This window comes from Stenotrophomonas maltophilia (assembly GCF_039555535.1).
Taxonomy (GTDB): Bacteria; Pseudomonadota; Gammaproteobacteria; order Xanthomonadales; family Xanthomonadaceae; genus Stenotrophomonas; species Stenotrophomonas maltophilia_Q.
On the sequence record NZ_CP154630.1, the window covers coordinates 1,616,513 to 1,642,365 of the forward strand.

The following is a 25,853-nucleotide window of genomic DNA, read 5'->3' on the forward strand; positions in this document are numbered from 1 at the left end:
TACACTATTGCCGTGTCCTTGCTCCCGTCGCCACTGAAATCCACCGCGTTGCTGACCCTGGCCTGCCTGTCGGCGACGGCCGCCGTGGCCCAGGCGCAGGAGGCCGAGCCGCGCAACCGGGTGGTGATCGTCGAGAACGTGAAGTTCGACTATGCGCAGGTGCTGAACGTCGAGCCGGTGTTCCAGACCCTGCGCGCAACCCGCACCGAGGAGCATTGCGAGCCGATCTCGACCCGTACCCTGGCCCCGGTCAACGTGACCGGTGAAGAGCCGGTCGAGGACAAGGGCCGGATCAGCCGCTTCTGGGACTCAGTGCGCTCGATGTTCAAGCGCAGTGACGAGGAGATCCCCGAGGAGGCCGCGACGGAGACGCCGGCTCCGGCGCCAGCCAACAACGGTCCGATGCTGACCCGCGACTGCCGCATCGTGCCGGTCGGGCGTGAATTCCGCCGGCCGATCGCCTATGACGTGGATTACGTCTACAAGGGCACCAAGTACCGCTCGCGGCTGCCGGAAGACCCCGGCAACCGGCTGAAGATCCGTGTCTCGATCACCCCCTGGGTGGGCCCCGAGCAGGGTGCCGCCGGCAATCCCTGATTCCGTGGCCCCAGCCCCTTGCGCCGGCCCCGGCCGCATGCAAAGATTGTCGGCCATGAAGCTCACCGACTTCCAGCACGACAGCAGCGCAGCCCGACAGGCGTCGGGCATGACCTCGCGTGCGCGTCGACCGGAACCCCACATCCTCGCTGGGTAACCGGAGCTTTCTGCTGTTCGTCCGAAAAAAACCCAGCCCGCCGGCTGGGTTTTTTCGTTTACGCGTTCTGAAAGCTGCAACTGCAATCTTTTCGTTCCACCTTTGCTTCCTGCTTTTCCCTTCCACCGCGCCGGACCCGGCGCTGCCACGCAAGGAAAGATGATGTCCCCCAAGCACTTCCTGAACACCCAGGACTGGAGCCGCAGCGAACTCGACGCGCTGCTGACCCAGGCCGCGCTGTTCAAGCGCAACAAGCTCGGCGACCAGCTCAAGGGCAAGTCGATCGCGCTGGTGTTCTTCAACCCGTCCATGCGCACCCGCACCAGCTTCGAACTGGGCGCGTTCCAGCTCGGCGCCCACGCGGTGGTGCTGCAGCCGGGCAAGGATGCGTGGCCGATCGAGTTCAACCTCGGCACGGTGATGGATGGCGATACCGAAGAGCACATCGCGGAAGTGGCCAAGGTGCTGGGCCGCTACTGCGACATCATCGCCGTGCGCGCGTTCCCCAAGTTCATCGACTGGGCCTACGACCGCCAGGACATCGTCCTCAACAGCTTCGCCAGGTACTCGCCGGTGCCGGTCATCAACATGGAGACCATCACCCATCCGTGCCAGGAACTGGCGCATGTGATGGCCCTGCAGGAGCACTTCGGCACCCAGGACCTGCGTGGCAAGAAGTACGTGCTGACCTGGACCTACCACCCCAAGCCGCTGAACACCGCCGTGGCCAATTCGGCGCTGACCATCGCCACCCGCATGGGCATGGACGTGACCCTGCTGTGCCCGACCGCCGACTACATCCTCGACGACCGCTACATGGGCTGGGCCGAGCAGAATGTGGCCGAGAGCGGCGGTTCGCTGAAGATCAGCCATGACATCGACAGCGCCTACGCCGGCGCCGACGTGGTCTACGCCAAGAGCTGGGGCGCGCTGCCGTTCTTCGGCAACTGGGAGCCGGAAAAGCCGATTCGCGACCAGTTCAAGCACTTCATCGTCGACGAACGCAAGATGGCGCTGACCAACAACGGCGTGTTCAGCCACTGCCTGCCGCTGCGCCGCAACGTGAAGGCCACCGACGGCGTGATGGATTCGCCGCAGTGCATCGCCATCAACGAAGCCGAGAACCGCCTGCACGTGCAGAAGGCGATCATGGCCGCGGTTGCCGGGCGCTGATTTTTTTCCGATTCAATCATTTCCGCCGGGCACGGCCCGGCGCTACCAGGACATACCCTCCCCATGAGCAACAAAGACGTCGTTCTCGCTTTCTCCGGCGGCCTGGATACCAGCTTCTGCGTGCCGTACCTGCAGGAGCGTGGCTACAACGTGCACACCGTGTTCGCCGACACCGGCGGCGTGGATGATGAAGAGCGCGATTTCATCGAGAAGCGTGCCGCCGAGCTGGGCGTCACCAGCCACGTCACCGTCAATGGTGGCCCGGCCATCTGGGAAGGCTTCGTCAAGCCGTTCGTGTGGGCTGGCGAGGGCTACCAGGGCCAGTACCCGCTGCTGGTGTCGGACCGTTACCTGATCGTCGATGCCGCGCTGAAGCGTGCCGCCGAACTGGGCACCAACATCATCGCCCACGGCTGCACCGGCATGGGCAACGACCAGGTCCGTTTCGACCTGGCGGTGAAGGCGCTGGGTGACTACCAGATCATCGCGCCGATCCGCGAGATCCAGAAGGAGCACACCCAGACCCGCGCCTACGAGCAGAAGTACCTGGAAGAGCGCGGTTTCGGCGTGCGCGCCAAGCAGCAGGCCTACACCATCAACGAAAACCTGCTGGGCGTGACCATGTCCGGTGGCGAGATCGACCGCTGGGAAGCCCCGGGCGAGGGTGCGCGTGGCTGGTGCTCGCCGCGCAGCGAGTGGCCGGAACAGGCCCTGACCGTCACCCTGAAGTTCGTCGAAGGCGAAGCCGTTGAACTGAACGGCAAGGCGCTGCCGGGCGACCAGATCCTGGCCCAGCTCAACAAGCTGTTCGCCCCGTATGGCGTTGGTCGTGGCGTGTACACCGGCGACACCGTGATCGGCCTGAAGGGCCGCATCGTGTTCGAGGCCCCGGGCCTGGTTTCGCTGCTGGCCGCGCATCGCGCACTGGAAGATGCGGTGCTGACCAAGCAGCAGAACCGCTTCAAGCCGGACGTGGCGCGCAAGTGGGTGGAGCTGGTGTACGAAGGCTTCTACCACGATCCGCTGAAGACCGACATCGAAGCGTTCCTGAAGTCCTCGCAGGCCAAGGTCAACGGCGAAGTGGTGCTGGAAACCCGTGGTGGCCGCGTCGACGCGGTGGCGGTGAAGTCGCCGCACCTGCTCAACACCAAGGGTGCCACCTACGCGCAGTCGGCCGACTGGGGCGTGGAGGAGGCCGAAGGGTTCATCAAGCTGTTCGGCATGAGCTCGACCTTGTACGCGCAGGTCAACCGCGGTTGACCCACCTGCGCCGCTCGCGCGCCCCCTTGAACACCAAGGGGGCTCTCCAGCAGGCGCATTCCGGTAGCGCCGGGCCATGCCCGGCGGAATTCCACAGGATTGTTGATTCATGCTTGAACAGACGCTCGATCACCTGCAGGCCCTGGTGTCCTTCGACACCCGCAACCCGCCGCGTGCGATCACCACCGGTGGCATCTTCGATTACCTGCGCGCGAACCTGCCCGGCTTCAACGTCGAGGTGATCGACCACGGCGCCGGTGCAGTCAGCCTGTATGCCGTGCGCGGTACGCCGAAGTACCTGTTCAACGTGCACCTGGATACCGTGCCGGATTCGCCGCACTGGAGTGCCGACCCGCATGTGATGCGGCGCCTGGATGACCGCGTGGTCGGCCTGGGCGTGTGTGACATCAAGGGCGCGGCGGCCGCACTGGTGGCCGCGGCCAATGCCAGCGATGGTGATGCCGCGTTCCTGTTCTCCAGCGACGAGGAAGCCAACGATCCGCGCTGCGTCGCCGCGTTCCTGGCCCGTGGCCTGCCGTACGAAGCGGTGCTGGTGGCCGAACCGACCATGAGCGAGGCGGTGCTGGCGCACCGTGGCATCAGCTCGGTGCTGATGCAGTTCGCCGGCCGCGCCGGGCACGCCTCGGGCAAGCAGGATGCCGCTGCCAGCGCGTTGCACCAGGCGATGCGCTGGGGCAACCGCGCGCTGGATCATGTCGAGTCGCTGGCCTCGGCCCGCTTTGGTGGGCTGACCGGCCTGCGCTTCAACATCGGCCGCGTCGAAGGTGGCATCAAGGCCAACATGATCGCGCCCGCCGCCGAAGTGCGCTTCGGTTTCCGGCCGCTGCCGTCGATGAACATCGACGCGTTGCTGGCCACCTTCGCCGGTTTCGCCGAGCCGGAAGCGGCGGTATTCACCGAAACCTTCCGTGGCCCCAGCCTGCCGGCCGGCGACATCGCCGAAGCCGAGAACCGCCGCCTGCTGGCGCGCGACGTGGCCGATGCGCTGGACCTGCCGATCGGCAACGCGGTGGACTTCTGGACCGAAGCCTCGCTGTTCTCGGCTGGTGGCTACACCACGCTGGTGTTCGGCCCGGGTGACATCGCCCAAGCCCACACCGCTGATGAGTTCGTGACGCTGGACCAGCTGCAGCGCTACACCGACGCCGTGCACCGCATCATCGCCGCCGGCGCCTGATTCTTTCCTTTCCGACGAAACCGAAATGTCTCCTGCCCTCCAGCCCCACCGCCAGACCCGCCAGACCATCGTGCGCCTGCTTTCCAGCATGGCCAGCGCGAAGGAGATCAGCCAGTACCTCAAGCGCTTTTCGCAGCTGGATGCCAAGCGCTTCGCCGTGGTCAAGGTCGGCGGCGCAGTGCTGCGCGATGACCTCGACGCACTGACCTCCTCGCTGTCGTTCCTGCAGGAAGTCGGGCTGACCCCGATCGTGCTGCACGGCGCCGGCCCGCAGCTGGATGCCGAGCTGTCGGCGGCCGGCATCGAGAAGCAGACCGTGAACGGCCTGCGCGTGACCTCGCCGGAAGCGCTGGCGATCGTGCGCCGGGTGTTCCAGCAGTCCAACCTGCGCCTGGTCGAGGCGCTGCAGCAGAACGGCGCGCGCGCCACTTCGATCACCGGTGGCGTGTTCGAGGCCGAGTACCTGGACGTGGATACCTACGGCCTGGTCGGCGAAGTGAAGAAGGTCAACCTGGCGCCGATCGAGGCCAGCCTGCGTGCCGGCTCGATCCCGGTCATCACCAGCCTGGGTGAGACCGCCGGCGGCCAGATCCTCAACGTCAACGCCGACTTTGCGGCCAACGAGCTGGTGCAGGAACTGCAGCCGTACAAGATCATCTTCCTGACCGGCACCGGTGGCCTGTTGGATGAGCAGGGCAACGTGATCGATTCGATCAACCTGTCCACCGAGTACGACCACCTGATCGCGCAGCCGTGGATCCACGGCGGCATGAAGGTGAAGATCGAGCAGATCAAGGACCTGCTCGAACGTCTGCCGCTGGAATCGTCGGTGTCGATCACCCGCCCGGCCGACCTGGCCAAGGAACTGTTCACCCACAAGGGCTCGGGCACGCTGGTGCGCAAGGGCGAGAAGGTGCTGCGCGCCACCGTCTGGAACGAACTGGACCTGCCGCGCCTGAAGGGCCTGATTGAATCCAGCTTTGGCCGCACCCTGGTGCCGGACTACTTCGAGAAGACCAGACTGCTGCGCGCCTATGTCAGCGAGAACTACCGCACCGCGGTGATCCTCACCGATGAGGCCGAAGGCGTGTACCTGGACAAGTTCGCCGTGCTCGACGACGCGCAGGGTGAAGGCCTCGGTCGTGCGGTCTGGAACGTGATGCTGGAGGAAACCCCGCAGCTGTTCTGGCGCTCGCGGCATGGCAACCCGATCAACCATTTCTACTACGCCGAATCCGATGGCTGCTACAAGCAGGATCAATGGAAGGTGTTCTGGTTCGGTGCCGATGGCATTGATCGCATCCGCACCTATGTCGACCACTGCGCCAAGCGCACGCCAAGCCTGCAGGGCTGAGCGATGAGCAACCCCGACGCCTGGAATTCGGTACCCACCCTGCGCGGCCAGCACGTGATGCTGCAGCCGCTGCAGATGGAACACGTGCCCGGCCTGCGTGCTGCGCTGGACGGCAGCGGCCTGGACCAGCTCTGGTATACCCAGGTGCCGTCGCCGGAGCGGGCCGAGGCCTATGTGCAGGCCGCGCTGCAGGCGCAGGCCGAGGGCAAGGTGCTTCCGTTCGTGATCTGCGATGCCGCCGGTGAGATCATCGGCAGCACGCGCTTCTACGACATGGATGCGAGCGTGCCGAAACTCAGCCTCGGCTACACCTGGTACACGCCGCGCGTGCAGCGCACCGGGGCCAATACCGAAGCCAAGCTGTTGCTGCTGCAGCACGCCTTCGAAACGATGGGCTGCATCAGCGTGGTGCTGGAAACCAGCTGGTTCAACACCACTTCGCGCGCCGCCATTGCCCGCCTCGGCGCCAAGCAGGATGGCGTGCTGCGCAACCACAAGCGGCATGCCGACGGCACGCCGCGCGACACCGTCATCTTCTCCATCATCGATGCGGAATGGCAGGGCGTGAAGCGCCACCTGCAGTACCGCCTGGACAGTCACGCATGAACGATTCGACTTTCACCCTGGGCATCGTCGGTGCCCGCGGCCATACCGGCGCCGAGCTGATCAAGCTGGTTGCCGCCCATCCGCGCCTGGAACTGGCCTTCGTGTCCTCGCGCGAACGCGCCGGGCAGCGCCTGTCCGATCACCATCCGGAATTCCAGGGTGAACTGCAGTACGAGAACCTGGACGCCGACGCGGTGGCCGCCAAGGGCGTGGATGCGGTGATCCTGGCCCTGCCCAATGGCCTGGCCGCGCCGTTCGTGGCCGCGCTTGAGGCAGCGAAACCGGACACCGTCATCGTCGACCTGTCGGCCGACTACCGCTTCGACAACAGCTGGTACTACGGCCTGCCGGAGCTGACCCGCGGCCGCTACAACGGCCGGAAGCACATCAGCAATCCGGGCTGCTATGCCACTGCGATGCAGCTGGCGGTGCATCCGCTGCTGGACCTGCTGGCCGGTCCGCCGCAGTGCTTCGGTGTCTCCGGCTACTCCGGTGCCGGTACCACGCCGTCGGACAAGAACAACGTCGACCTGCTGGCCGACAACCTGATGCCCTACGCGCTGACCAACCACGTGCACGAGCGCGAAGTGTCGGTGCAGCTGGGCGTGGCCGTCGAGTTCATGCCGCACGTCGCCCCGCATTTCCGTGGCATCACGCTTACCGCCAACCTGTGGCTGAACCAGGTGCAGACCCGCGAGCAGATCGTCGAGCGCTTCCAGCAGGCCTATGCCGGTGAACCGCTGATCGAGGTGGTGGACGAAGCGCCCTGGGTCAGCCGCATTGCCGGCCGCCATGGTGCCCAGGTCGGTGGCTTCACCCTGGCCCCGGGCGGCAAGCGCGTGGTCGTGGTGGCGACGCTGGACAACCTGCTGAAGGGCGCGGCCACCCAGGCCATGCAGAACCTCAACCTTGCGCTGGGCATCGACGAACTGACGTCGATCCCGCACTGAACCCGCCTTCCGGAGCCCCCATGGCAGACCTTCTTTGGCAGAAGCCCGGCGTCGCCGTCGACGCCCAGATCCAGACCTTCCTCGCCGGCGACGACGTGATCCTCGATCGCGAGTTCTTCCTGCATGACATCGCCGCCAGCGCCGCGCATGCGCAGGGCCTGCAGCACATCGGCATCCTCAGTACCGACGAGCTGGCTGGCCTGCTGCGCGAACTGGAGATCCTGGCGCAGGACTTCCGCGAAGGCCGCTTCGTGCTGGATACCCAGTATGAGGATGGTCACTCGGCCATCGAAGCGCGCCTGACTGAACGCCTCGGTGATGCCGGCCGCAAGATCCACACCGGCCGCAGCCGCAACGACCAGATCCTGGTGGCCACCCGCCTGTGGCTGAAGGAAAAGCTGCAGCGCGTTGCCCAGCTCAGCGCCGAAGTGGCAAAGGTCGCGCTGGACCGTGCCCAGGCCGAGAAGGACCTGCCGATTCCCGGTTATACCCACATCCAGCGTGCCGTGGTGTCCTCGGCCGGCATGTGGTGGGCGGGCTGGGCCGAGGCCTTCATCGACAATGCCATCCGTGCCCGCGACACCCATGCGCTGGTCGACGCCAATCCGCTCGGCACGGCTGCCGGCTACGGCGTGAACCTGCCGCTGGACCGCGAGCACACCACCGCCGTGCTCGGTTTCGCACGCATGCAGATCTCGCCGATCTACGCGCAGCTGTCGCGCGGCAAGTTCGAGCTGGCCGCGCTGGAAGCGCTCGGTGGCGCCACGCTGGACCTGCGCCGCATCGCCTGGGACCTGTCGCTGTTCACCAGCGCCGAGTTCGGCTTCGTCGCGCTGCCGGCGCAGTACACCACCGGCAGCTCGATCATGCCCAACAAGCGCAACCCGGATGTGATCGAACTGATGCGCGCCACCCATGCCAGCGTCGCCGCCGCACGCACCGAGATCGAGCAGCTGCTGTCGCTGCCGTCGGGCTACCACCGCGACCTGCAGTCGTCCAAGGGCGCCATCTTCCACGGCTTCGGCCGCGGCCTGGCCGCGCTGGAACTGCTGCCGGCGTTGCTGGCCAACCTGGAATGGCGTGACGACAAGCTGCGCGCAGCGATTGATTCAGGCATGTATGCCACCGACGTCGCCGTGGAAGCGGCCGTGGCCGGCGTGCCTTTCCGCGAGGCCTACAAGGCCGCCGCGGCCGGTGCCGACAGTGCAGGGCAGGGGCGCACGCCGGAAGGCAGCCTGCACGCGCGCGTGTCGCCGGGCTCGGCGTCCGCCTTGCGCCTGGATGAACTGCGTGCGCGCTGGCAGGCGCTGGTCTGATGGCGGCCACCGTCTATCTGGTGCTGGCGATGCGCCGGCCCGATTTCAACGCCGCCGCGGTGCAGCCGCACCGTGACTTCCTCGAGGCGTTGCAGGCACAGGGCAAGCTGCAGCTGACCGGTGGCTTCGCCGATGGCAGCGGTGGCGCCTACGTGCTGTGCAATGTCGAGAGCCTGGCGCAGGCGCAGGCCATCGTCGCCACCGATCCGCTGGTGACGATGCAGGCCTCCGACCTGACCGTGCACGAATGGAACACCCGCTGAGGCCCTGACCGATGACCCTGCATGCCAGCCACGTCGCTTCGCCGTTCCCGGAACAGGCGCTGTCGCCGTGGCGGCGTGCGGTGCTGAAAGTCGGCAGCAGCCTGTTGGCGGCCGACGGCGGTGGCCTGTCGCCACGCCATGCGCTGGGCCTGGCGCAGTTCGTCTCGGCCAACGTATTGGCCGGGCGCGAGCTGGTGATCGTGTCGTCCGGCGCGGTGGCTGCCGGGCGCGCGATCCTGCCGCGCGCCGATGAGCCGGGCGCAGCGATGGCGGCGCGGCAGGCCTTGGCGGCGCTTGGCCAGGCCCAGCTGATCGGGCTCTGGCAGCGCTTCTTCGAGCGCCCGGTGGCGCAGGTGCTGCTGACCCATGACGACCTGCGCAACCGCCGCCGTTACCTCAACGCCCGCGCCACCCTCAACGAACTGCTGCGGCTGGGCGCGTTGCCGGTGGTCAACGAGAACGACACCGTGTCGGTGGACGAACTCAAGCTTGGCGACAACGATAATCTGGCGGCGACGGTGGCGGCGCTGGTCGATGCCGATGCGCTGTTCATCGCCACCGACATCGATGGTCTGTACAGCGCCGACCCACGCACCGTGGCCGATGTACGGCCGCTGCACGACGTTGCGGAGCTGAATGATGAAGTGCTGGCGATGGCGGGGGGCGCAGGATCACGTGCCGGTACCGGTGGCATGCGCACCAAGCTGGAAGCGGCGGCCAAGGCGGGCCGCCTCGGCATCGAGACCTACCTGTTCAACGGCCGCAGTGGCGATGTGGTGCGCGCGTTGGCGCAGGACCGCCTGTTCGGTACCCGCATCCACGCCGCACGCAGTCGCGAGGCCGCACGCAAGCATTGGCTGCGGCACGCACCGCTGGCCGAAGGCGCGATCCTGATCGATGCCGGTGCGGCACAGGCGATGCGCGAGAAGGGGGCTTCGCTGCTGCCCGGCGGCATCACTGGTGCGGACGGCACGTTCCGTCGTGGCGACATGGTGCAGGTGTGCTGGAACGCGCCGCAGGGGCGCGTGTGCATCGCCCGTGGGGTCAGCCAGTATGCGGCTGATGACGTGCGCCGCATCGCTGGCCGCCATTCGCGCGACATCCAGGCCGTGCTCGGCTACAACTACGGCGGCAGCGTCGTCCATCGTGACGACCTGGTACTGCCATGACCGCATTGAAGGACATTCCGATGACCGACATCGAAGCGCAGGCGCGGGCCTGCCGTGACGCGGCCCAGGTGGTTGCGGGGCTCGACAGCGATGCCCGGCGCGCGCTGCTGCTGGCGATGGCCCAGGCGTTGGAAGTGAACGCCGGGCTGATCCTGGCCGGCAACGCGCGCGACCTTGCCGCTGCACGTGGGAAAGGCGTGGGCAGCGCCATGCTTGATCGGCTGGCACTGGATCCGCCGCGCCTGTTCGCGATGGCCGAGGCCGTGCGCGAAGTGGCAGGATTGCCAGATCCGGTCGGCCAGGTCACCCGCGATGACGTGCGCCCGAACGGGATCCGCGTGCAGAAGGTGCGCGTGCCGCTGGGCGTGATCGCGATGATCTACGAGGCGCGCCCGAACGTGACCGCCGAAGCCGCCGCGCTGTGCCTGAAGGCTGGCAATGGCGTGATCCTGCGTGGTGGCTCCGAAGCGATCCATTCCAACACCGCCATCGCCCAGGCGCTGGCGGGGGCGCTCAAGGCCAACGGCGTGCCACCGGCCGCGGTGACCGTGCTGACCGACCTGCGCCGCGAAGCGATGCTGGAACTGCTGCAGCTGCACGAGCTGATCGACCTGGCGATTCCGCGCGGTGGCGAAGGCCTGATCCGTTTCGTCGCCGAACATGCGCGGGTGCCGGTGATCAAGCACTACAAGGGTGTCTGCCACCTGTTCGTGGACGCCAGCGCCGACCTTGGCAAGGCCATCGACCTGCTGGTGGATGGCAAGTGCAGCCGTCCGGCCGCCTGCAATTCACTGGAGACCCTGCTGGTGCATCGTGATGTGGCCGAAGCCTTCCTGCCGCGCGTGGCGCAGGCACTGGGTGAGCGCGGCGTGGAGCTGCGTGCCGACGCGGCTGCGCAGCCGTTGCTGCCGGGTAGCACCGCAGCCACCGATGCGGATTACGCCGCCGAGTTCCTGGATCTGGTGCTGGCCGTGCGGGTGGTGGATGACCTCGATGCGGCCATTGCGCACATCCGCCGCTATACCTCCGACCATACCGAAGTGATTGCGACCGAAGACGCCGGCCACGCCGAACGCTTCGTCAACGCGCTGCGTTCGGCGGTGGTGATGGTGAATGCCTCATCGCGCTTTTCCGATGGCGGCCAGCTCGGCCTGGGCAGCGAGATCGGTATCTCCACCACACGGCTGCATGCCTACGGCCCGATGGGATTGGAGGCGCTCACCGTCGAGCGTTTCGTGGTGCGTGGCGAAGGGCAGACGCGCAAGTAGATCCACGCCATGCGTGGATGCTCTGCGCGGCAGGCCGCGGTGCCGAGCAAGGTTGGCACCCACCAGGCCGTGGTGCCGACCAAGGTCGGCATCCACCAAAGCAAACGCCGACCAAGGTCGGCGACTACCGGGGCGTCACACCACCTCGCGGCGGATGCCCATCGGCCGCGCATGCTCATCCATGTGCAGCGTAGCGGACTTGCAGCCCAGCAGCCGCTCGGCCAGGCCGGTGCTGGCGCCGAGATCGGCGGCTACTTCATTGAGGCTGGCCAATGGCCGTGGCTGGCGCCGCTCGCGGCCACGGAAACGCGCGCGGTTGTACTCGGCCCAGCCGATCAGCAGCACGCTTGCACACAACAGCATCAGCGGCAGCGCGACCAGCACATAGGGGTCGAACTGGTTCTTGCGCTCGTACAGCTGCTGCCAGGCCATCTGCCCGCCGATCAGCCACGAGAGCAGGGTCACCAACGGTGCCCACAGGTAGAAGTAGAACCCCCAGAACGCCAGGGTGACGAAGCCCCAGGCGGTGCGCTGGAAGCGCGGTTGATGATGTGGCTTGCGGATCATCCGCGAGTCGAAGCGGTTGGACGGGTGGTGGGCGTTCATCGGATTCCCCGGTCAGGGCTGGTCCAGGTAGCGCGCTTGCTGCGACGGCGCAGCAGGGTCTTGGGAAGCGCCACCAGGGTGGTGGAAAGGCTGATCAGCCAGTACGCCATCGGGTACCAGATGACCCAGAAGTAGTTGCGTCCAATCTGTGTTTCGTAACGGCGGTCGATGATCAGGCTGCTGGCGAACTGCAGCAGGCAGACCAGGGCCAGGATCACGCCATGCCATTGCGGCAGCAGGCTGGCGATATACAGCTGCGGCGGCATGTCGATGAGCTTGCCAAGCACCCACAACACCACGATGAACAGCATGGTGTAGGCCCAGATCACGCTCAGCACATACTCCAGCAGCACGCCCCACATGCGCCGCTCCTTCCAGTGCAACAGTGAACGCGCATGCCGCAGCATCACTTCCACGCCGCCCTGCGCCCAGCGCAGTCGTTGCCGCCACAGGCCCTTCAGCGTTTCCGGCATCAGGATGAAGCACAGCGCGTTGGGCTCGTAGCGGATGTCCCAGTGCGCGCGCTGCAGGCGCCAGCTGATGTCGATGTCTTCGGTCACCATGTCGTCCGACCACCAGCCGACCTGGTGCAGTGCGGTGCGACGGAAGCCGGCGATGACCCCGGAGATCGTGAAGATGCGCCCGTAAACACGTTGCGCGCGCTTGATCATGCCGATGATCGAGGAGAACTCGGCCACCTGCAGGCGCCCGAGCAGGGTTGAGCGGTTGCGGATGCGTGGGTTGCCGGTGACCGCGCCGACCCGGTTGCCACTGACCAGATGCCAAACCATCCAGTGGAGGGCGTGCTCCTCCAGCATGGCATCGCCATCGATGCACACCAGGTACTCCGAGCGTGCCGCCAGCGCCGCCATGCGCAGCGCATTGGCCTTGCCGAGGTTGCGGTCCAGGTGCAGCACGCGCAGCCGTGGATGTTTCGCCGCCAGCACGTCGAGCCGGGCGCCGGTGTCGTCACTGCTGCCATCGTCGATGGCGATCACCTCGTAGTCGGCCGGATAGCGCTGCGCCAGCGCGGCTCCCAGGGTGTCGTCCAGGTTCTCGGACTCGTTGTGGCAGGGAATCAGCAGGCTTGCGAACGGTGGGTCGACCATCAACGGAGGATCATTGCGCGGGCGCGAATGGCGTTCACGCCGGAAGTAGTAATACAGCCCGCCCGACATCCAGAAGAACGCCATCACCATCGGGTAGTAGAAGGCGAACTGGAACAGGACCTGCAGCAGCGGATGCATGTCCATGTCACTTCTCCGGGTACGGGAAGTTGCCGGCGGACATGGCCGCGCGGGCATCATGGGTGGAGGGCTGGTCGGCGATGAAATCATCCGGATACCAGGCGAAGTGATGCACCCCCTGGGCCTGCAGCCGGCGGATCTGCGCGCGCAGGCGTTCGGCGGGAATCGGCTGGCCGGTGCGCCAATCCACGGTCTGCAGTTCGAACAGGGTGTGCTGCAGCTGGGGATCATGCGCGCGCACCGCGGCCAGCAGCTGGTCCAGCCAGCGCTCGGGGTGCTTGCTGCCTTCCATCCACGGCATCGCCATCAGCGCGGTCTGGTCGTAGGCCTTGTTGAACAGGTCCAGCCGCTGTGCGAACCACGCCTCGCTCTGCGGGCGCAGCACCGGCTCGGCATACAGGTTGCGTACCGTCGCCAGCTTTGGTCGCCAGCGCTGTGCACTGTCGCGGAGGGCCAGGGTGAAGTCGATCAGTGCCTGGGTGCGTGCGCTGCCATCACCGCCGGCCGCCAGCGCCGGCAGTTCCGTGTCGCGCAGGTAACCATCATCATGGAAGAGCAGGCCTTCGAAGTACGAGTTGACGGCCAGATCCTCGTAGATGTCGAGCATGATCTGGCGTGCCTTCGGGTTGGTGAAGTCCAGCCGGTACATGCCGTCGGTATCGCCGTTGTGGATCGCCAATGCCTTCCGCTGCACCGGATCGGGCAGCTCGAACCCGAGCACCGGCAGCCAGGCGTATACCTTCACTCCCGCGCGCGACTTCAGTTGCCAGGCGACCCGGCTGAACAGGTCCGCGCGCATCGGCATGTGCCGGTTGGGGAAGTACAGCGCGTCGGCGGTGTTGTTGCCGTCGGGGTCGGCGAAAGCCTGCAGGTAGACGTGGGTGGGCGATATGCGCTTGACTCGCTCGATCAGCGCATCGAGGTTGCGCGCCTGCTGTGCCGGGTCCGGGTCATACACATCATCCAGGTCGACCTGCAGCGCACGGATGCCATCGAGTGCAACATCGCGGCGCAGCTCGAAGGCCAGCCCCTCCACGGTCGGGTTGTCGCTCACCAGGAAACGCGCCAGCCCGTGCAGGTCGCTGGCCACCGGTGTGCTGCGGCCTTCCAGATCGAAGGATATCGGCATGCCCAGCTGCTCGGCGATGTCGTTGCTCAGCTGGTTGTAGGCGGCATAGGGCCAGACGATGGCGCGCGGGCGTATGCCCAGGTGCTGCTGGATGCGCTGCACGCTACGGCCGAGGTCGGCGCGCAGGCGCTGCTCGTACTGCGCCTCGCTTTCGTAGCTGTGCGTGGTCGGGCTGTAGATGCGGGTGACCACCGCTGGCGTCGAATTGCCCTGCGGATTGGCAAGCACGCCATGATGCAGGTCGTCGGTATGGCTGGCCACTTCGATCAGGCCGCTGTCGTGCATCTGCTTCAGCTGCGCCCAGGTAACGAAGTCATCGTGGCCGAACGGCCGGTAGCCATAGTCGATCGTGCGCCCGGGCGCCATGTCCACGTAATCGGTGATCACCGCCACCAGCGCCGGGTAGCGGTAGGCCTGCAGCAGCGGGAACGCCTTGTCGTAGACGCTGCGCAGGCCGTCGTCGAAGGTCAGCAGCACGGGCCTTGGTGGCAGCGTGGCGCGCCCCTGTGAGGCGTCGATCACCTGCGACAACGACACCGGGTGATAGCCGTGCGCACCCAGCCAGTCCAGGTGCGCGGCGAAGTTCTGCGTGCTCACCGCGTAGGTATCGGCGTCGCCCTTGGCCGCGACCTGGTCGCGGATGTCGTGGTAGCTGAGGATCAGCAGGCCGTTGTCAATGGCATCGAGATGCAGGGCCTGCTGGGCGAACGCCGGCGGCGAGGCGGACAGCAGCAGGAGCACGATCAGTCGCAGGATGCGGGCCATGTCATTCTCCCCAGCGCAGTGCGGCTTCGAAGCCGATATGACGCTCGCGGTGGCCGTCGTAGACCGGCCGCGACCAGCGCACGCCGTACTCGAACACGCGGCCCTGGCCCAGCTGCCATTCGTGCATGTAGGACACCGAAGGGACCAGCGCACTGCCGAAGCCATCCTGCCAGTAGTCACCCAGTGAAACCGTCAGCCGGTGCCGGAAATGGCGCTCGTAGTGCCGCCACAACTGCTGGTCGATGCGCATTCCGATCTCGACCATGCGGTCGCGCTTCGGGTTGAAGTAGGGGGCGTCGTCGCGGCTGCCGCGGCTGGTGTAGGCACTGGCGAGACCATCGATCAGCCAGCGCGGGCGGGTCAGCAGGCGCTGTTCAACGCTGGTGCTGAACAGTTCGCGGTGGTTGCCGTCGTCGTAGCGGAAGCGGCTGGCGCCGAACATCCAGTGGGTCAGCTCGCTGCGCCGGTAGTCCACCTGCGCGCTCACGCTGTCGGCGGTGATGCCGGCCACGCGCGCCTGCATCGAGGCGTCCGGATCGTTGCGTACAGCCACCAGCCCGGCGTGCCAGTAATCGTTGAACTGCCAGCCGACACCAAGACGCAGGCCGGTATCGCCGATGTGATCGTTGGCGCGAAACACCGCTGCTTCTGCATCCAGTCGTCCGAAACGGTAGCGCACGCCGGCACCCAGCCACAGCGGATCAATGCGCTGGTCCTGGAAATCGACCGTGCGGCGGTCGGCGAAGGCAAACAGCCGCCAACGGTCATCCAGCAACGGCGTTTCCACCTCAAGACCGTAATGGCGGTCGTTGTTGCCCAGTGGCGAGGTGCCACCGCCGCCCGAGCTGCGGCCGATATCCGTCCATGCCTTCACGTGCCAGCCGCGATGCGCGCGCCAGGCCTGGTCCATGCGTTCGACTGCCGGTTGGGTGGGATAGCGCGCGACCAGATCGTCGTGCAGCGGCCGTGCCAGGTCGTCGCGTTGCAGGGCAACGTACGCCTCTTCCATGCCGAGCCGTGGCTCGATGTCGCGTGGGTCCAGCGCATGCGCCATCTGCTGCCGCTGCAGCGCCATGCGTGGCCATCCGCGCATCATGTACACGCTGCCCAGCGCACTCTGCAGGCCGCCGTTGCCAGGTGCGATGTCGACCATCGATTCCAGGTCGTGCTGTGCGGTGCGCAGGTCGCCGCTGTAGGCGCGCACCATTGCCAGGTTCAGGTCGGCCTCGTAGCGCGACCAGTTCGCGTACGGTGACTTGCCGTTGCTCCAGCGCCATGGCGGCTCCTTGTCGCGCCAGGCCTGCAGCAGGTCGATGGCCTTTTCCTGTTGCTCGCTTTCCAGGTAGGCATAGGCCAGTTCCGAATGCGAGGCGTCACGCGTCGGATCGGCGGCTACTGCGGCCTGCAGTACCGGGATGGCTTCCTCCGGGTGCAGGGTGCCCATCAACGAATCACCCACGGCGGGCAGCACGTAGTCGGGCAACGTGTGGCCTTCGGCCTGCAGTGCCCGCGCTTCCTCGCGCACCTGCGCGTGGCGCCCCAGGCGGTTGAGCAGGATCAGCCGGTCCAGGCGGATGCGCAGTGGCGCCTGCGCGGGTGGGGTGCCCTCTGCGCCGACGTAGCGCTGCATGCGCGCCAGGGTTGATTCGGCCTCTTCCAGCCGGCTGTCTTCGCTGCTGCTGTAGGCCAGGCTCCAGACCACCAGCTTGGCCAGGTAGTCGCCTTCGATGCGTTGCTTCTGTGCAGCGTCGAACAGCTGCGGGCGCTGCTGGAGCAGCTCCCAGGCGCGCCAGGCATTGCCGATGTCGCCCAGGGTCAGTACGCGCAGCTTGAACAGCAGATCGTCGTTGGGCTGCTGCTGGCTGGCGCGCTCGATCGCACCGAGGGCATCCAGCCAGCGGGCCTGGTCGCGGTAGCGGCCGATCTCGGCCAGGGCCGTCTCGCGGTCGGGCGGCGCAGCGCTGCTGGCCCAGGCCAGGGCAGTGCAGGCGAGGCCGACGCAAAGCGCCAGCCGACGGTGGACAACCATTGGGGACCCCCTTGGCTTCCGAACCAGACAACCTGAAAAATGTGACGCACATCACATGCCAGATTTTGGGATGGCCGTGGCCTGCGTCACTCCCCTCGCGAACTCCCATCCAGCAGGGATGGGCGGAACCAGGACAGCGACCTGCAATGTCTTGTCTGAAACGAGAGTCCCCCGCACACCGAGTGGTGGCCTGGGCGGCGCTGCCGCCCCCATGCCCGATGCCGGCACGCGGCAAGGAAGGGCATTCGTGGGCACTATCCGCCCGGAATTGTCAGCCCGGCGTCAAAATGCGCAAACGGGCTGACGAGCGGTAGGCGGGACCGTCTGGTAGCCCCGGCCGGTTACCAGAGATCTTCCAGTTTGCGCGGCTTGCAGGCCACCCAGGAGGCGCACAGCATCAGGGTGGCGCAGCCGAACAGGAAGCTGAACGGGAGCGTCCAGCCGTTGCTGACCGTATGCAGCCAGCCGACCAGGAACGGCCCCAGGCAGCTGAAGCTGTAGCCCACGCCCTGCATGAAGCCGGACAGCGCCGCCGAGCCGGTGGGGGTGCGCGTGCGCAGGTTGATCAGGGTCAGCGCCAGCGGGAAGGTTGACGGACCGACGCCGAGCAGGCAGGCCCACAGCAGCGGGGCCTTCATCGGTGCCAGCAGCAGGCCGGTGAAGGCGATCACGAACGAGAAGAAGCCGATCAGCACCAGCGGGAACGGGTTCTGCATGCGAACCGCCATCGATGGGATGACCAGTGAAGGCAGCAGGCCCAGCGCCGAGAACACCGCGACCATCACGCCACCGAAGGCGGGCGTGCCACCGGCCTCGACCACGATGCGCGGCAGCCAGGTGAACATCGAATAGGTCATCAGCGAGGTCATGCCGAACATCAGCGTCATGCTCCAGCCCAGCGACGTGCGCCAGACCTTGCCGTGCGGCTGTGCGGTGGGATCGGTGGCGTCGGCCTGCGGCTTCGGTGCGCGCCTGGCCAGCACCAGCCACGGCAGTGCCGCGGCCAGCGCGAGCAGCGCCCACATGCCCAGCGAGACGCGCCAGCCAGCGGCGTTGGCCACTGGCACCGCCAGCAGCGCCGGCAGCATCGTGCCCAGCTGCAGCACGCTGATGTAGAGCGTGCTCATGGTGCCGACCTTGTTGGCGAAGTAGCGCTTGACCAGCGGCGGTACCACCACGTTGCCGATGCCCATGCCGGCCAGCGCCAGCACCGACCCCAGCAGCAGCGTGCCGACGTTGCCGGCGCTGGAGCGCAGCAGCAGGCCGGCCATCGCCATCACCATCGCCAGCAGCGTGGTGCGTTCCAGCCCCAGGCGCCGCGCCAGTGCCGGCGTGGCCACGCCGAACAGCGCGAACGAGGCGGTCGGCAGCATGCCCAGTACGCCGGTCATGGTGGTACCGAAGCCGAACTGCTGGCCGAGCACGTCCAGCAGCGGCGTGATCGAGGTAACCGCGGTGCGCAGGTTGATCGCTGCCAGCAGAATGGCGGCGAAAGCCAGCACGCGCCCGTGCAGCAGCGATGGCGAATCGGAAGTGGAGGAACTCATCGGTGGTCCTTGCAGGTGTCGCACGCCAGGGCAATGGCATGCAGCGCCGGCATCGGTCTACGCCGAAGCGGCAGGTGGGGGAGTGGCGGCTGCAGGTGGGGCCGGCAGCGCGGCCATTGTACGTGCGCGCTCCGGCAAGGTCCCGTCATGCGGGCGGCTTGGCACTGGGTACAAAAAAACCCGGAGGACAGTGATGTCTTCCAGGCTTCTTGGTGACCACCGAAGTGGTCGGGGAGACAGGATTCGAACCTGCGACCTCTACGTCCCGAACGTAGCGCTCTACCAGACTGAGCTACACCCCGAAGGGAGCCGCCTATTCTAGCGATTCACCCCGATGGCGGCAAGGGGTAAATGCTGTTTTCTTCACACTGCCGAAGCAGTGCCACTTCAGGGAACAAAAAAGCCTGGACGACTTCACCAGGCTTCAATGCGACCACGTGAGTGGTCGGGGAGACAGGATTCGAACCTGCGACCTCTACGTCCCGAACGTAGCGCTCTACCAGACTGAGCTACACCCCGAAGGAGCCGCCTAAGATACCGTGTGAAGGCCAGGGCGGCAAGGTTTTTTTACAGCTCAGCGACGATTTTCCTTCTCGATGCGGTTCTGCTCGCGGGCTTCGAACCACATGCCGTTGAGGATGGCCACCGTCGAGGCGAGGCCGGCACCGAGAATCCAGGCGAAATACCACATGGTCGATCTCCTTTGTTCAAGGGATGTGCCGGCCGTGGGCCGGCACACCGTCAATCAGTAAGCGTTCGGGTTGTTGCCCATCTCTTCGGTGGTGGTCTTGCCCTTCAGTACGCGGTACACCCAGGTGGTGTAGGCGAGGATGATCGGCAGGAACACCGCCGTGGCCAGCAGCATGATCCACAGGGTCAGGTGGCTGGACGAGGCGTCCCACACGGTCAGGCTGGAGGTGGGCTGGCTCGAGGACGGCAGCAGGAACGGGAAGATGGCGAAGCCGACGGTCAGGATGATGCCGGCGATGGCCGCACCGGAGGCGATGAAGGCCAGGCCGCCGCGACGGGCACGCAGCAGTACCGCACTGGCCAGCAGGCCGGCCAGGCCGAGCAGCGGGGCCAGGATCGTGGCTGGCATCGCGCTGTAGTTGCGCATCCAGCCACCGGCGGCGCCGAGTTCGGCGGTCTTCAGCAGCGGATTGGTTGCACCATCGGTGACCACCTGCGAGGTGATCTGGTAGCCCGGCAGGCCGAAGGCCACCCAGGCACCGCCCACGGCGAACAGCACGAAGGCGATGATCGCGGCGATGCTGCCGAAACGGGCTGCACGTTCGGCCACCGGGCCGTCGGTCTTCAGGACCAGCATGGCGGCACCGTGGGCGACCAGCATCGACACGCTGAGCAGGCCGGCCAGCAGTGCGAAGGGCATCAGCAGACCGAAGAACGAGCCGGTGTAGAAGATGCGCATGCTGTCATCGAAGTGGAACGGCACGCCCAGCACCACGTTGCCCACCGCCACGCCCATGATCAGCGCCGGGATGAAGCCACCGATGAACAGCGCGCAGTCCCAGGTGTTGCGCCAGCGTTCGCTGGGCATCTTGCTGCGGAACTTGAAACCGACCGGACGCAGGATCAGCGCGAACAGGATCACGAACATCGCCAGGTAGAACCCGGAGAAACTGACCGCATAGAGCGGCGGCCAGGCGGCGAAGATCGCGCCGCCGCCCAGGATCAGCCACACCTGGTTGCCTTCCCACACCGGGCCGATGGTGTTGATCACCAGCCGGCGCTCGGCGTCGTTGCGGGCGACGAAGGGCAGCAGGGTGCCCACGCCCAGGTCGAAACCATCCATCACGGCGAAACCGATCAGCAGGATGCCGAGCAGCAGCCACCAGATCACGCGCAGCGTGGTGTAGTCCAGAAGAATGAAATCCATCTTGGTTCTCCTGCCTCAGGCCTGGCCGGCGGCCGGCGCCGAGGCATTGTGGGAAGCATGCGGCTGGGGCGACTGCAGTGACGGCAGCACCTCGTCCGGACCCTTGCGGATCGCCTTGAGCATCAGCTTGATCTCGACCACGATCAGCGCGGTGTAGATGGCAGTGAAGCCGGCCAGGGTCAGCACGATTTCATGCAGGGCCAGCCCCGATGCTGCATAGAAGGTCGGCAGCACGCCATCGACCGCCCACGGCTGGCGACCATACTCGGCCACGAACCAGCCGCACTCGATCGCGATCCACGGTGCCGGCAGCGTCCACAGGGCCAGCGTGAGGAACCAGCGCTTGTCCTGGAAATTGTTGCGGCAGGAGTAGTAGAAGGCCAGGGCGAAGAAAGCGATGAGGTAGAAGCCGAGGCCGGCCATCACGCGGAAGGTCCAGAACAACGGCATCACGCGCGGCACCGTGTCCATCGCCGCCTGCGAGATTTCCTGCGGGGTGGCGTTGAGGATGTCATCGCGATAGCGCTTGAGCAGCAGGCCGTGGCCCAGGTCCTGCCAGTGACGGTCGAACATCTCGCGCGCTTCAACGTCGTTCTTGTTGGCGCGCAGGCGTTCCAATGCACCGTAGGCCAGCTGGCCGCCACGCACGCGGTGTTCGGCGCGCTCGACCAGTTCCAGGATGCCGGGAATCGGCTGGTTCAACGAGCGGGTGGCGATCAGGCCCATCAGGTAGGGGATCTTCACCGCGTAGTCGTTCTGGTGGGTCTCCTGGTTGGGGATGCCGAAGGCGGTGAAGTCGGCCGGCGCACGCTCGGTCTCCCACATCGCTTCGATCGCGGCCAGCTTCATCTTCTGGTGTTCGCTGGCGGCGTAACCGCTCTCGTCACCCAGCACGACCACCGACAGCGATGACAGCAGGCCGAACGCCGCGGCCACCGCAAACGAACGACGGGCCAGGTCCTTGTGCTTGTTGCGCAGCAGGAACAGCGCGCTGATCGCCATCACGAACACCGCACCGGTCACGTAGCCGGCGCTGACGGTGTGCACGAACTTGGCCTGCGCCACCGGGTTGAACACCACCGCCATGAAGTCGACCACTTCCATGCGCATGGTTTCCGGGTTGAACACCGCACCGGTCGGGTTCTGCATCCAGCCATTGGCCACCAGGATCCAGATTGCCGACAGGTTGGTGCCCAGCGCCATCAGCCAGGTCACCATCAGGTGCTTGACCTTGGTGAGGCGGTTCCAGCCGAAGAAGAACAGGCCGACGAAGGTGGCTTCCAGGAAGAACGCCATCAGACCTTCGATCGCCAGCGGCGCACCGAAGATGTCACCCACGTAGTGGCTGTAGTAGGACCAGTTCATGCCGAACTGGAATTCCATGACGATGCCGGTGGCAACGCCCATGGCGAAGTTGATGCCGAACAGGACGCCCCAGAACAGGGTCATCCTGCGCCAGATCTCCTTGCCGGTCATCACGTACACGCTCTCCATGATGGCCACCATGAAGGACAGGCCGAGGGTGAGCGGTACGAATAGGAAGTGGTACATCGCGGTCAGCGCGAATTGCAGCCGCGACAGTTCTACGACTGTCTGATCAATCATGGCCTGGCTACCTCGTTGGATAGTGCCGTTGCAGGTGGCGGGAAGGGTGGTCTACGACGTGAATGATGTGACCGACTACTTCAAACAGCCTTGATCCAGATCAATGTATGAACAGGTGCCCCGGTTGATCGTATGCCAACCTGATGAAGACTGCGACCGCCGGCCGCAGGGGCGGGCTGTTGCCTGCGCCTACAATGCCGTGTCTCCCCCGTTGCCCGTGAAGACCTCTTGAGCGCTGCCGAAACGACCCCTGACGGCCTGTCCCCGGAAGCTGAAACCGCCCGCCAGCGGCGTGTGCGCACGGCCTGGCTGGCCGACCTGTCACGCTCCGCCCGGGGTCGCCAGCGCCTGGCCGCGCTGTGCATCAGCCTGTCCGGCGCACTGTTGATCGGCCAGGCTGCCGCCATTGCCTGGCTGGTGCAGCAGGTGCTGGTCGAGCGCGCGCCATTGGCATCGGGCCTGCCGGTGCTGGGGGGGCTGGCGCTGGTCCTGGTGCTGCGCACGCTGCTCGGCAGCGCCACCCAGGCTGCTGCCGGTGATGTGGCCGATGCCGCGCGCCTGGCCCTGCGTGAGCGGGTGTTCGCGCGACTGCTCGGGCATGGGCCGCTGTGGCTGCGGCAACGCCGCACCGGTGAGCTGGGCGAACTGATGCTTCATCACGGCGATGCGATCGAGAACTATTACAGTGGCTTCCTGCCGGTGCGCACCGAAGTGGTGGTGGTGCCACTGCTGATCCTGGCCGCGGTGGCCTGGGTTGATTGGGTGGTGGCGCTGATCCTGCTGTTCACCGCGCCACTGGTGCCGTTCTTCATGATGCTGGTGGGCTGGGGCGCCGAAGCTGCCGGTCGTGCCCAGCTGGGCGAACTGGCGCGGATGAGCGGCCACTTCGCTGATCGCATCAAGGGCCTGGGCCTGCTGCGCCTGTATGGCCGTGGCGAGGCCGAGCTGGAAGGTATCGAGGCCGCCGCCGAAGGGGTGCGCGTGCGTACCCTGAAGGTGCTGCGCATCGCCTTCCTGTCGTCCACGGTGCTGGAATTCTTCGCCTCGGTCAGCGTGGCGATGGTCGCGTTGTACCTGGGCCTGAGCTACCTGGGCATGATGTCGCTGCACTCGACGGTGCCGACGCTGGGCGCGGGCCTGTTCTGCCTGCTGCTGGCGCCGGAATTCTACGCGCCGCTGCGGCGCCTGGCCGCGCACTACCACGATCGTGCCAATGCACTGGCCGCTGCTGCCGAGGTGGAACGCCTGCTGCAGTCACTGCCCGAGGAGCATGGCCTGATCGAGAACGAGATCGCACCGCTGGCGGTGGAGCCGGCCGAAGCTGCATTGCCGCCGTTGCAGGCACAGGGACTGGTGCTTCGCCCGTTGGGCGCGCCGCACGATGTGCTGCACGATCTGGATGTGCTGCTGGAGCCGGGCCAGCGGCTGGCCCTGGTCGGTCCCAGCGGGTCCGGCAAGAGCACGCTGCTGGAAGCGCTGGCCGGTTGGCTGGCGCCGCGCGCCGGCAAACTGCAGCTGCGTCCTGGCGTGCAGGTGGCCTATGCCAGCCAGCGTCCGTACCTGTTCCACGGCAGCATTGCCGACAACCTGCGCCTGGCCGATCCGGGTGCCAGCGATGCGCGACTGCGTGCGGTGGCCGAGGCCGCGCAGGTGCTTCAGTTCGCACAGCGCCTGCCACAGGGGCTGGAGACGGTGATCGGCGAACGTGGCTTCGGCCTGTCCGGCGGCGAAGCCCGTCGCATCGGCCTGGCCCGGTTGTTGCTGCGCGACCCGCAGGTGCTGTTGCTGGACGAACCCACCGCGTTTCTCGACGCCGATACCGAGGCCGCACTGCTGCGCAGCCTGGCGGCCTATGCACGAGGCCGCAGTGTGGTGGTCGCCACCCACAGCCCGGCGGTGATCGCCTGGGCCGATCGCTGCCTGCTGTTGCCGGAAGGTCGCCTGGTGGAACCAGCACAGGCGGTGCGCGCATGAGCCGTTCACCTGATTCGTTGCGTGCGGTGTTCCTGCGCCATCGGCCGCGCCTGCTGCTGACGATCCTGCTGTTGTGGACCACCATGCTGGCCGGCACCGCACTGCTGGGCCTGTCCGGTGGTTTCCTCACCGCCGCTGCATTGGCCGGTGCGGCCGGCCTCGGCAAGGGCTTCAACTTCTTCTCGCCGTCCGCGGGTATCCGCGGGCTGACCATGGCGCGCATCGTGTCGCGCTACTTCGAAAAGCTGGTGGGCCACGACGCCACCCTGCGCATCGCCCGCGACTTGCGCGTGTGGTTCTTCCGCCGCGCGCTGCCGCTGGCACCGGCACGGCTGGGGGCGACGCGCACCGGCGATCTGCTGGCGCGCCTGCTCGGTGACATCGGTGAAGTGGACGGCCTGCTGGTGCGTGCGATCGGGCCGCTGGTGGCGCTGGGTGCGCTGACGCTGGTGGCGGTGGCCTCGGCGGCGCTGATCCTGCCGTCGGCAGCAGTGTTGCTGGCAGTGCTGGCGCTGCTGATCGCTTTCGGCGTGCCGTGGCTGGGTGTGCGCGGTCGTGACGATGAAGAGGCGGACCGTGCCGCGCATCGCGCCGCACTGCGCACCGCCGCCTTTGAAGGGTTGGAGGGCGCGGGCGATCTGGCCGCGCTGCATGCCGATGCGGCGTGGCAGCTGAAGGTGCGCGTGGCGGCCAAGCAGCTGGCTTCGCGCGACCGGCGTCGTCGCTGGCGCCTGATCTCGGCATCGACCCTGCATGGCCTGGTCGCTGGGCTGGGCCTGGTGGCGATGCTGGCGCTGGCGCTGCACGCGGCCGAACAGCAGCGCATCGCGCCGGAAATGGCGGCGGGCCTGGTGTTCCTTACCGTGGCACTGATCGAACTGTGGGCGGGCATGGGCCTGGCCTGGCAGTCGCTGCAGGCCGGGCGCATCGCCGCCGATCGCCTGCAGGCCATCGTCGAGCAACCGCCGACGGTGGAGGATCCGCAGGCGCCGCAGGCAGTGCCGGAGGCCGCGCGCGTGCATTGGGATGACGTGCATTTCCAGTGGCCGGGTGCGGCGCGACCGGTGTTGTCCGGCCTGCAGTTGACCCTCGCGCCGGGCGAACGAATCGCCATCCGCGGCGACAGCGGCAGTGGCAAGACCACGCTGTCCAGCCTGCTGCTGCGCTTGTGGGATCCGCAGCAGGGGCGAATCACCTATGGTGGCCGCGACCTGCGCGATTTCAGCCAGGCCGACTGGCATCGACAGCTGGCCTGGCTGCCGCAGAACGCGCCGGTGTTTGCCGGCAGCGTGGCCGAGAACCTGCGCCTGGGTGATCCCGATGCCAGCGACGCTGCGTTGTGGGCGGTGCTGCGCCGCGTTCGCCTGGGCGACTGGGCCGAGAACAACGGTGGTCTGCAGACCTGGGTGGGCGAGAACGGCGCGACGATGTCGGCCGGCCAGGCGCGGCGCCTGGCGCTGGCGCGCGCGCTGCTGCGCGATGCGCCGATCCTGCTGCTGGACGAACCCACCGAAGGCCTGGACGTGGATACCGCACGTGCGCTGCTGCAGGATCTTTCCGGGCTGCTGGACGGGCGCAGCCTGCTGATGATCACCCACGACGACCTGCCCGAAGGCGTGGTTGATGCGCAGTACCGGCTGCGTGACGGGGCCCTGGTCCGCGAACTTTGACCGATGCACAACCATGCTTGGCGTGGATCTACTGTAGAGCAGAGCCCATGCTCGGCTTCGTGCAGAGGCAGCC

General features: G+C 66.7%; 21 protein-coding genes and 2 tRNA genes. 13 read left to right on the forward strand and 10 right to left on the reverse strand.

Annotation, left to right across the window (positions count from 1 at the left end):
* The first annotated feature begins 33 nt into the window (after window positions 1–33).
* From AASM09_RS07500 to AASM09_RS07550, 11 genes are all read left to right on the forward strand, one after another.
* Entirely contained in the window at window positions 34–597 is a 564-nt protein-coding gene (locus tag AASM09_RS07500) for a hypothetical protein (RefSeq protein ID WP_049429628.1), read from the forward strand.
* 319 nt (window positions 598–916) lie between these two features.
* On the forward strand, window positions 917–1,927 hold the full coding sequence (locus AASM09_RS07505; RefSeq protein ID WP_010486637.1) for an N-acetylornithine carbamoyltransferase: 1,011 nt from the start codon (window positions 917–919) through the stop codon (window positions 1,925–1,927).
* Window positions 1,928–1,990: 63 nt separating this feature from the next.
* A complete protein-coding gene (locus tag AASM09_RS07510) occupies window positions 1,991–3,187 on the forward strand; it encodes an argininosuccinate synthase (RefSeq protein ID WP_014037860.1) in 1,197 nt (398 codons plus the stop codon).
* A 109-nt stretch (window positions 3,188–3,296) separates the two neighbouring features.
* Complete coding sequence (locus AASM09_RS07515) at window positions 3,297–4,385, forward strand: acetylornithine deacetylase (RefSeq protein ID WP_049429617.1); 1,089 nt, start codon at window positions 3,297–3,299, stop codon at window positions 4,383–4,385.
* A gap of 25 nt (window positions 4,386–4,410) precedes the next feature.
* Window positions 4,411–5,739, forward strand: coding sequence for an acetylglutamate kinase (locus AASM09_RS07520; protein WP_049429616.1), 1,329 nt, complete (start codon window positions 4,411–4,413; stop codon window positions 5,737–5,739).
* 3 nt (window positions 5,740–5,742) lie between these two features.
* On the forward strand, window positions 5,743–6,345 hold the full coding sequence (locus AASM09_RS07525; RefSeq protein ID WP_049429615.1) for a GNAT family N-acetyltransferase: 603 nt from the start codon (window positions 5,743–5,745) through the stop codon (window positions 6,343–6,345).
* Window positions 6,342–7,295 carry an N-acetyl-gamma-glutamyl-phosphate reductase gene (gene argC, locus AASM09_RS07530; RefSeq protein ID WP_049429614.1) on the forward strand — a complete coding sequence of 318 codons (954 nt, stop codon included), beginning with the start codon at window positions 6,342–6,344 and terminating at the stop codon, window positions 7,293–7,295. Before AASM09_RS07525 ends, argC begins: the two co-directional genes overlap by 4 nt.
* 20 nt (window positions 7,296–7,315) lie before the next feature.
* Complete coding sequence (argH, locus tag AASM09_RS07535; protein ID WP_049429613.1) at window positions 7,316–8,611, forward strand: argininosuccinate lyase; 1,296 nt, start codon at window positions 7,316–7,318, stop codon at window positions 8,609–8,611.
* The gene (locus AASM09_RS07540; protein WP_049429612.1) at window positions 8,611–8,874 is read left to right on the forward strand and encodes a YciI family protein; all 264 of its coding nucleotides are present in this window, start codon (window positions 8,611–8,613) and stop codon (window positions 8,872–8,874) included. The genes argH and AASM09_RS07540 overlap by 1 nt, the downstream gene beginning before the upstream one ends.
* 11 nt (window positions 8,875–8,885) lie before the next feature.
* On the forward strand, window positions 8,886–10,043 hold the full coding sequence (gene proB, locus AASM09_RS07545) for a glutamate 5-kinase (protein WP_049429611.1): 1,158 nt from the start codon (window positions 8,886–8,888) through the stop codon (window positions 10,041–10,043).
* On the forward strand, window positions 10,040–11,311 hold the full coding sequence (locus tag AASM09_RS07550; RefSeq protein WP_049429610.1) for a glutamate-5-semialdehyde dehydrogenase: 1,272 nt from the start codon (window positions 10,040–10,042) through the stop codon (window positions 11,309–11,311). The genes proB and AASM09_RS07550 overlap by 4 nt, the downstream gene beginning before the upstream one ends.
* A 135-nt stretch (window positions 11,312–11,446) precedes the next feature.
* Here the strand turns inward: AASM09_RS07550 and pgaD are convergent, their stop codons facing one another.
* The 10 genes from pgaD to AASM09_RS07600 all read right to left on the reverse strand — a co-directional run bounded on the left by pgaD (window position 11,447) and on the right by AASM09_RS07600 (window position 22,136).
* The gene (gene pgaD, locus AASM09_RS07555) at window positions 11,447–11,917 is read right to left on the reverse strand and encodes a poly-beta-1,6-N-acetyl-D-glucosamine biosynthesis protein PgaD (RefSeq protein WP_049429609.1); all 471 of its coding nucleotides are present in this window, start codon (window positions 11,915–11,917) and stop codon (window positions 11,447–11,449) included.
* A complete protein-coding gene (pgaC, locus tag AASM09_RS07560) occupies window positions 11,914–13,170 on the reverse strand; it encodes a poly-beta-1,6-N-acetyl-D-glucosamine synthase (protein ID WP_049429608.1) in 1,257 nt (418 codons plus the stop codon). The genes pgaD and pgaC overlap by 4 nt, the downstream gene beginning before the upstream one ends.
* Before the next feature lies 1 nt (window position 13,171).
* A complete protein-coding gene (pgaB, locus tag AASM09_RS07565) occupies window positions 13,172–15,058 on the reverse strand; it encodes a poly-beta-1,6-N-acetyl-D-glucosamine N-deacetylase PgaB (protein WP_049429607.1) in 1,887 nt (628 codons plus the stop codon).
* Window position 15,059: 1 nt separating this feature from the next.
* Window positions 15,060–17,087: a poly-beta-1,6 N-acetyl-D-glucosamine export porin PgaA gene (gene pgaA, locus AASM09_RS07570; protein WP_049429606.1), complete on the reverse strand. Its 2,028-nt coding sequence runs from the start codon at window positions 17,085–17,087 to the stop codon at window positions 15,060–15,062.
* 341 nt (window positions 17,088–17,428) lie between these two features.
* Window positions 17,429–18,634, reverse strand: a complete 1,206-nt coding sequence (locus AASM09_RS07575; RefSeq protein WP_049429605.1) for a CynX/NimT family MFS transporter — start codon at window positions 18,632–18,634, stop codon at window positions 17,429–17,431.
* 225 nt (window positions 18,635–18,859) lie between these two features.
* Window positions 18,860–18,936 (reverse strand) — tRNA-Pro (locus AASM09_RS07580).
* 140 nt (window positions 18,937–19,076) lie between these two features.
* Window positions 19,077–19,153, reverse strand: a tRNA-Pro gene (locus AASM09_RS07585).
* Between the two features lie 55 nt (window positions 19,154–19,208).
* Window positions 19,209–19,325, reverse strand: coding sequence for a cytochrome bd-I oxidase subunit CydX (gene cydX / locus AASM09_RS07590; RefSeq protein WP_005410354.1), 117 nt, complete (start codon window positions 19,323–19,325; stop codon window positions 19,209–19,211).
* Window positions 19,326–19,379: 54 nt separating this feature from the next.
* On the reverse strand, window positions 19,380–20,531 hold the full coding sequence (gene cydB, locus AASM09_RS07595; protein WP_049431329.1) for a cytochrome d ubiquinol oxidase subunit II: 1,152 nt from the start codon (window positions 20,529–20,531) through the stop codon (window positions 19,380–19,382).
* Between the two features lie 15 nt (window positions 20,532–20,546).
* Window positions 20,547–22,136, reverse strand: coding sequence for a cytochrome ubiquinol oxidase subunit I (locus tag AASM09_RS07600; protein ID WP_049431332.1), 1,590 nt, complete (start codon window positions 22,134–22,136; stop codon window positions 20,547–20,549).
* 228 nt (window positions 22,137–22,364) lie between these two features.
* On the opposite strand from AASM09_RS07600, the gene cydD reads away from it, so the two are divergent.
* Together cydD and cydC are read left to right on the forward strand one after the other, a co-directional pair.
* Window positions 22,365–24,110, forward strand: a complete 1,746-nt coding sequence (gene cydD / locus AASM09_RS07605; RefSeq protein ID WP_049431334.1) for a thiol reductant ABC exporter subunit CydD — start codon at window positions 22,365–22,367, stop codon at window positions 24,108–24,110.
* Window positions 24,107–25,780, forward strand: a complete 1,674-nt coding sequence (gene cydC / locus AASM09_RS07610; RefSeq protein WP_049431336.1) for a thiol reductant ABC exporter subunit CydC — start codon at window positions 24,107–24,109, stop codon at window positions 25,778–25,780. Before cydD ends, cydC begins: the two co-directional genes overlap by 4 nt.
* Window positions 25,781–25,853: the final 73 nt, after the last annotated feature.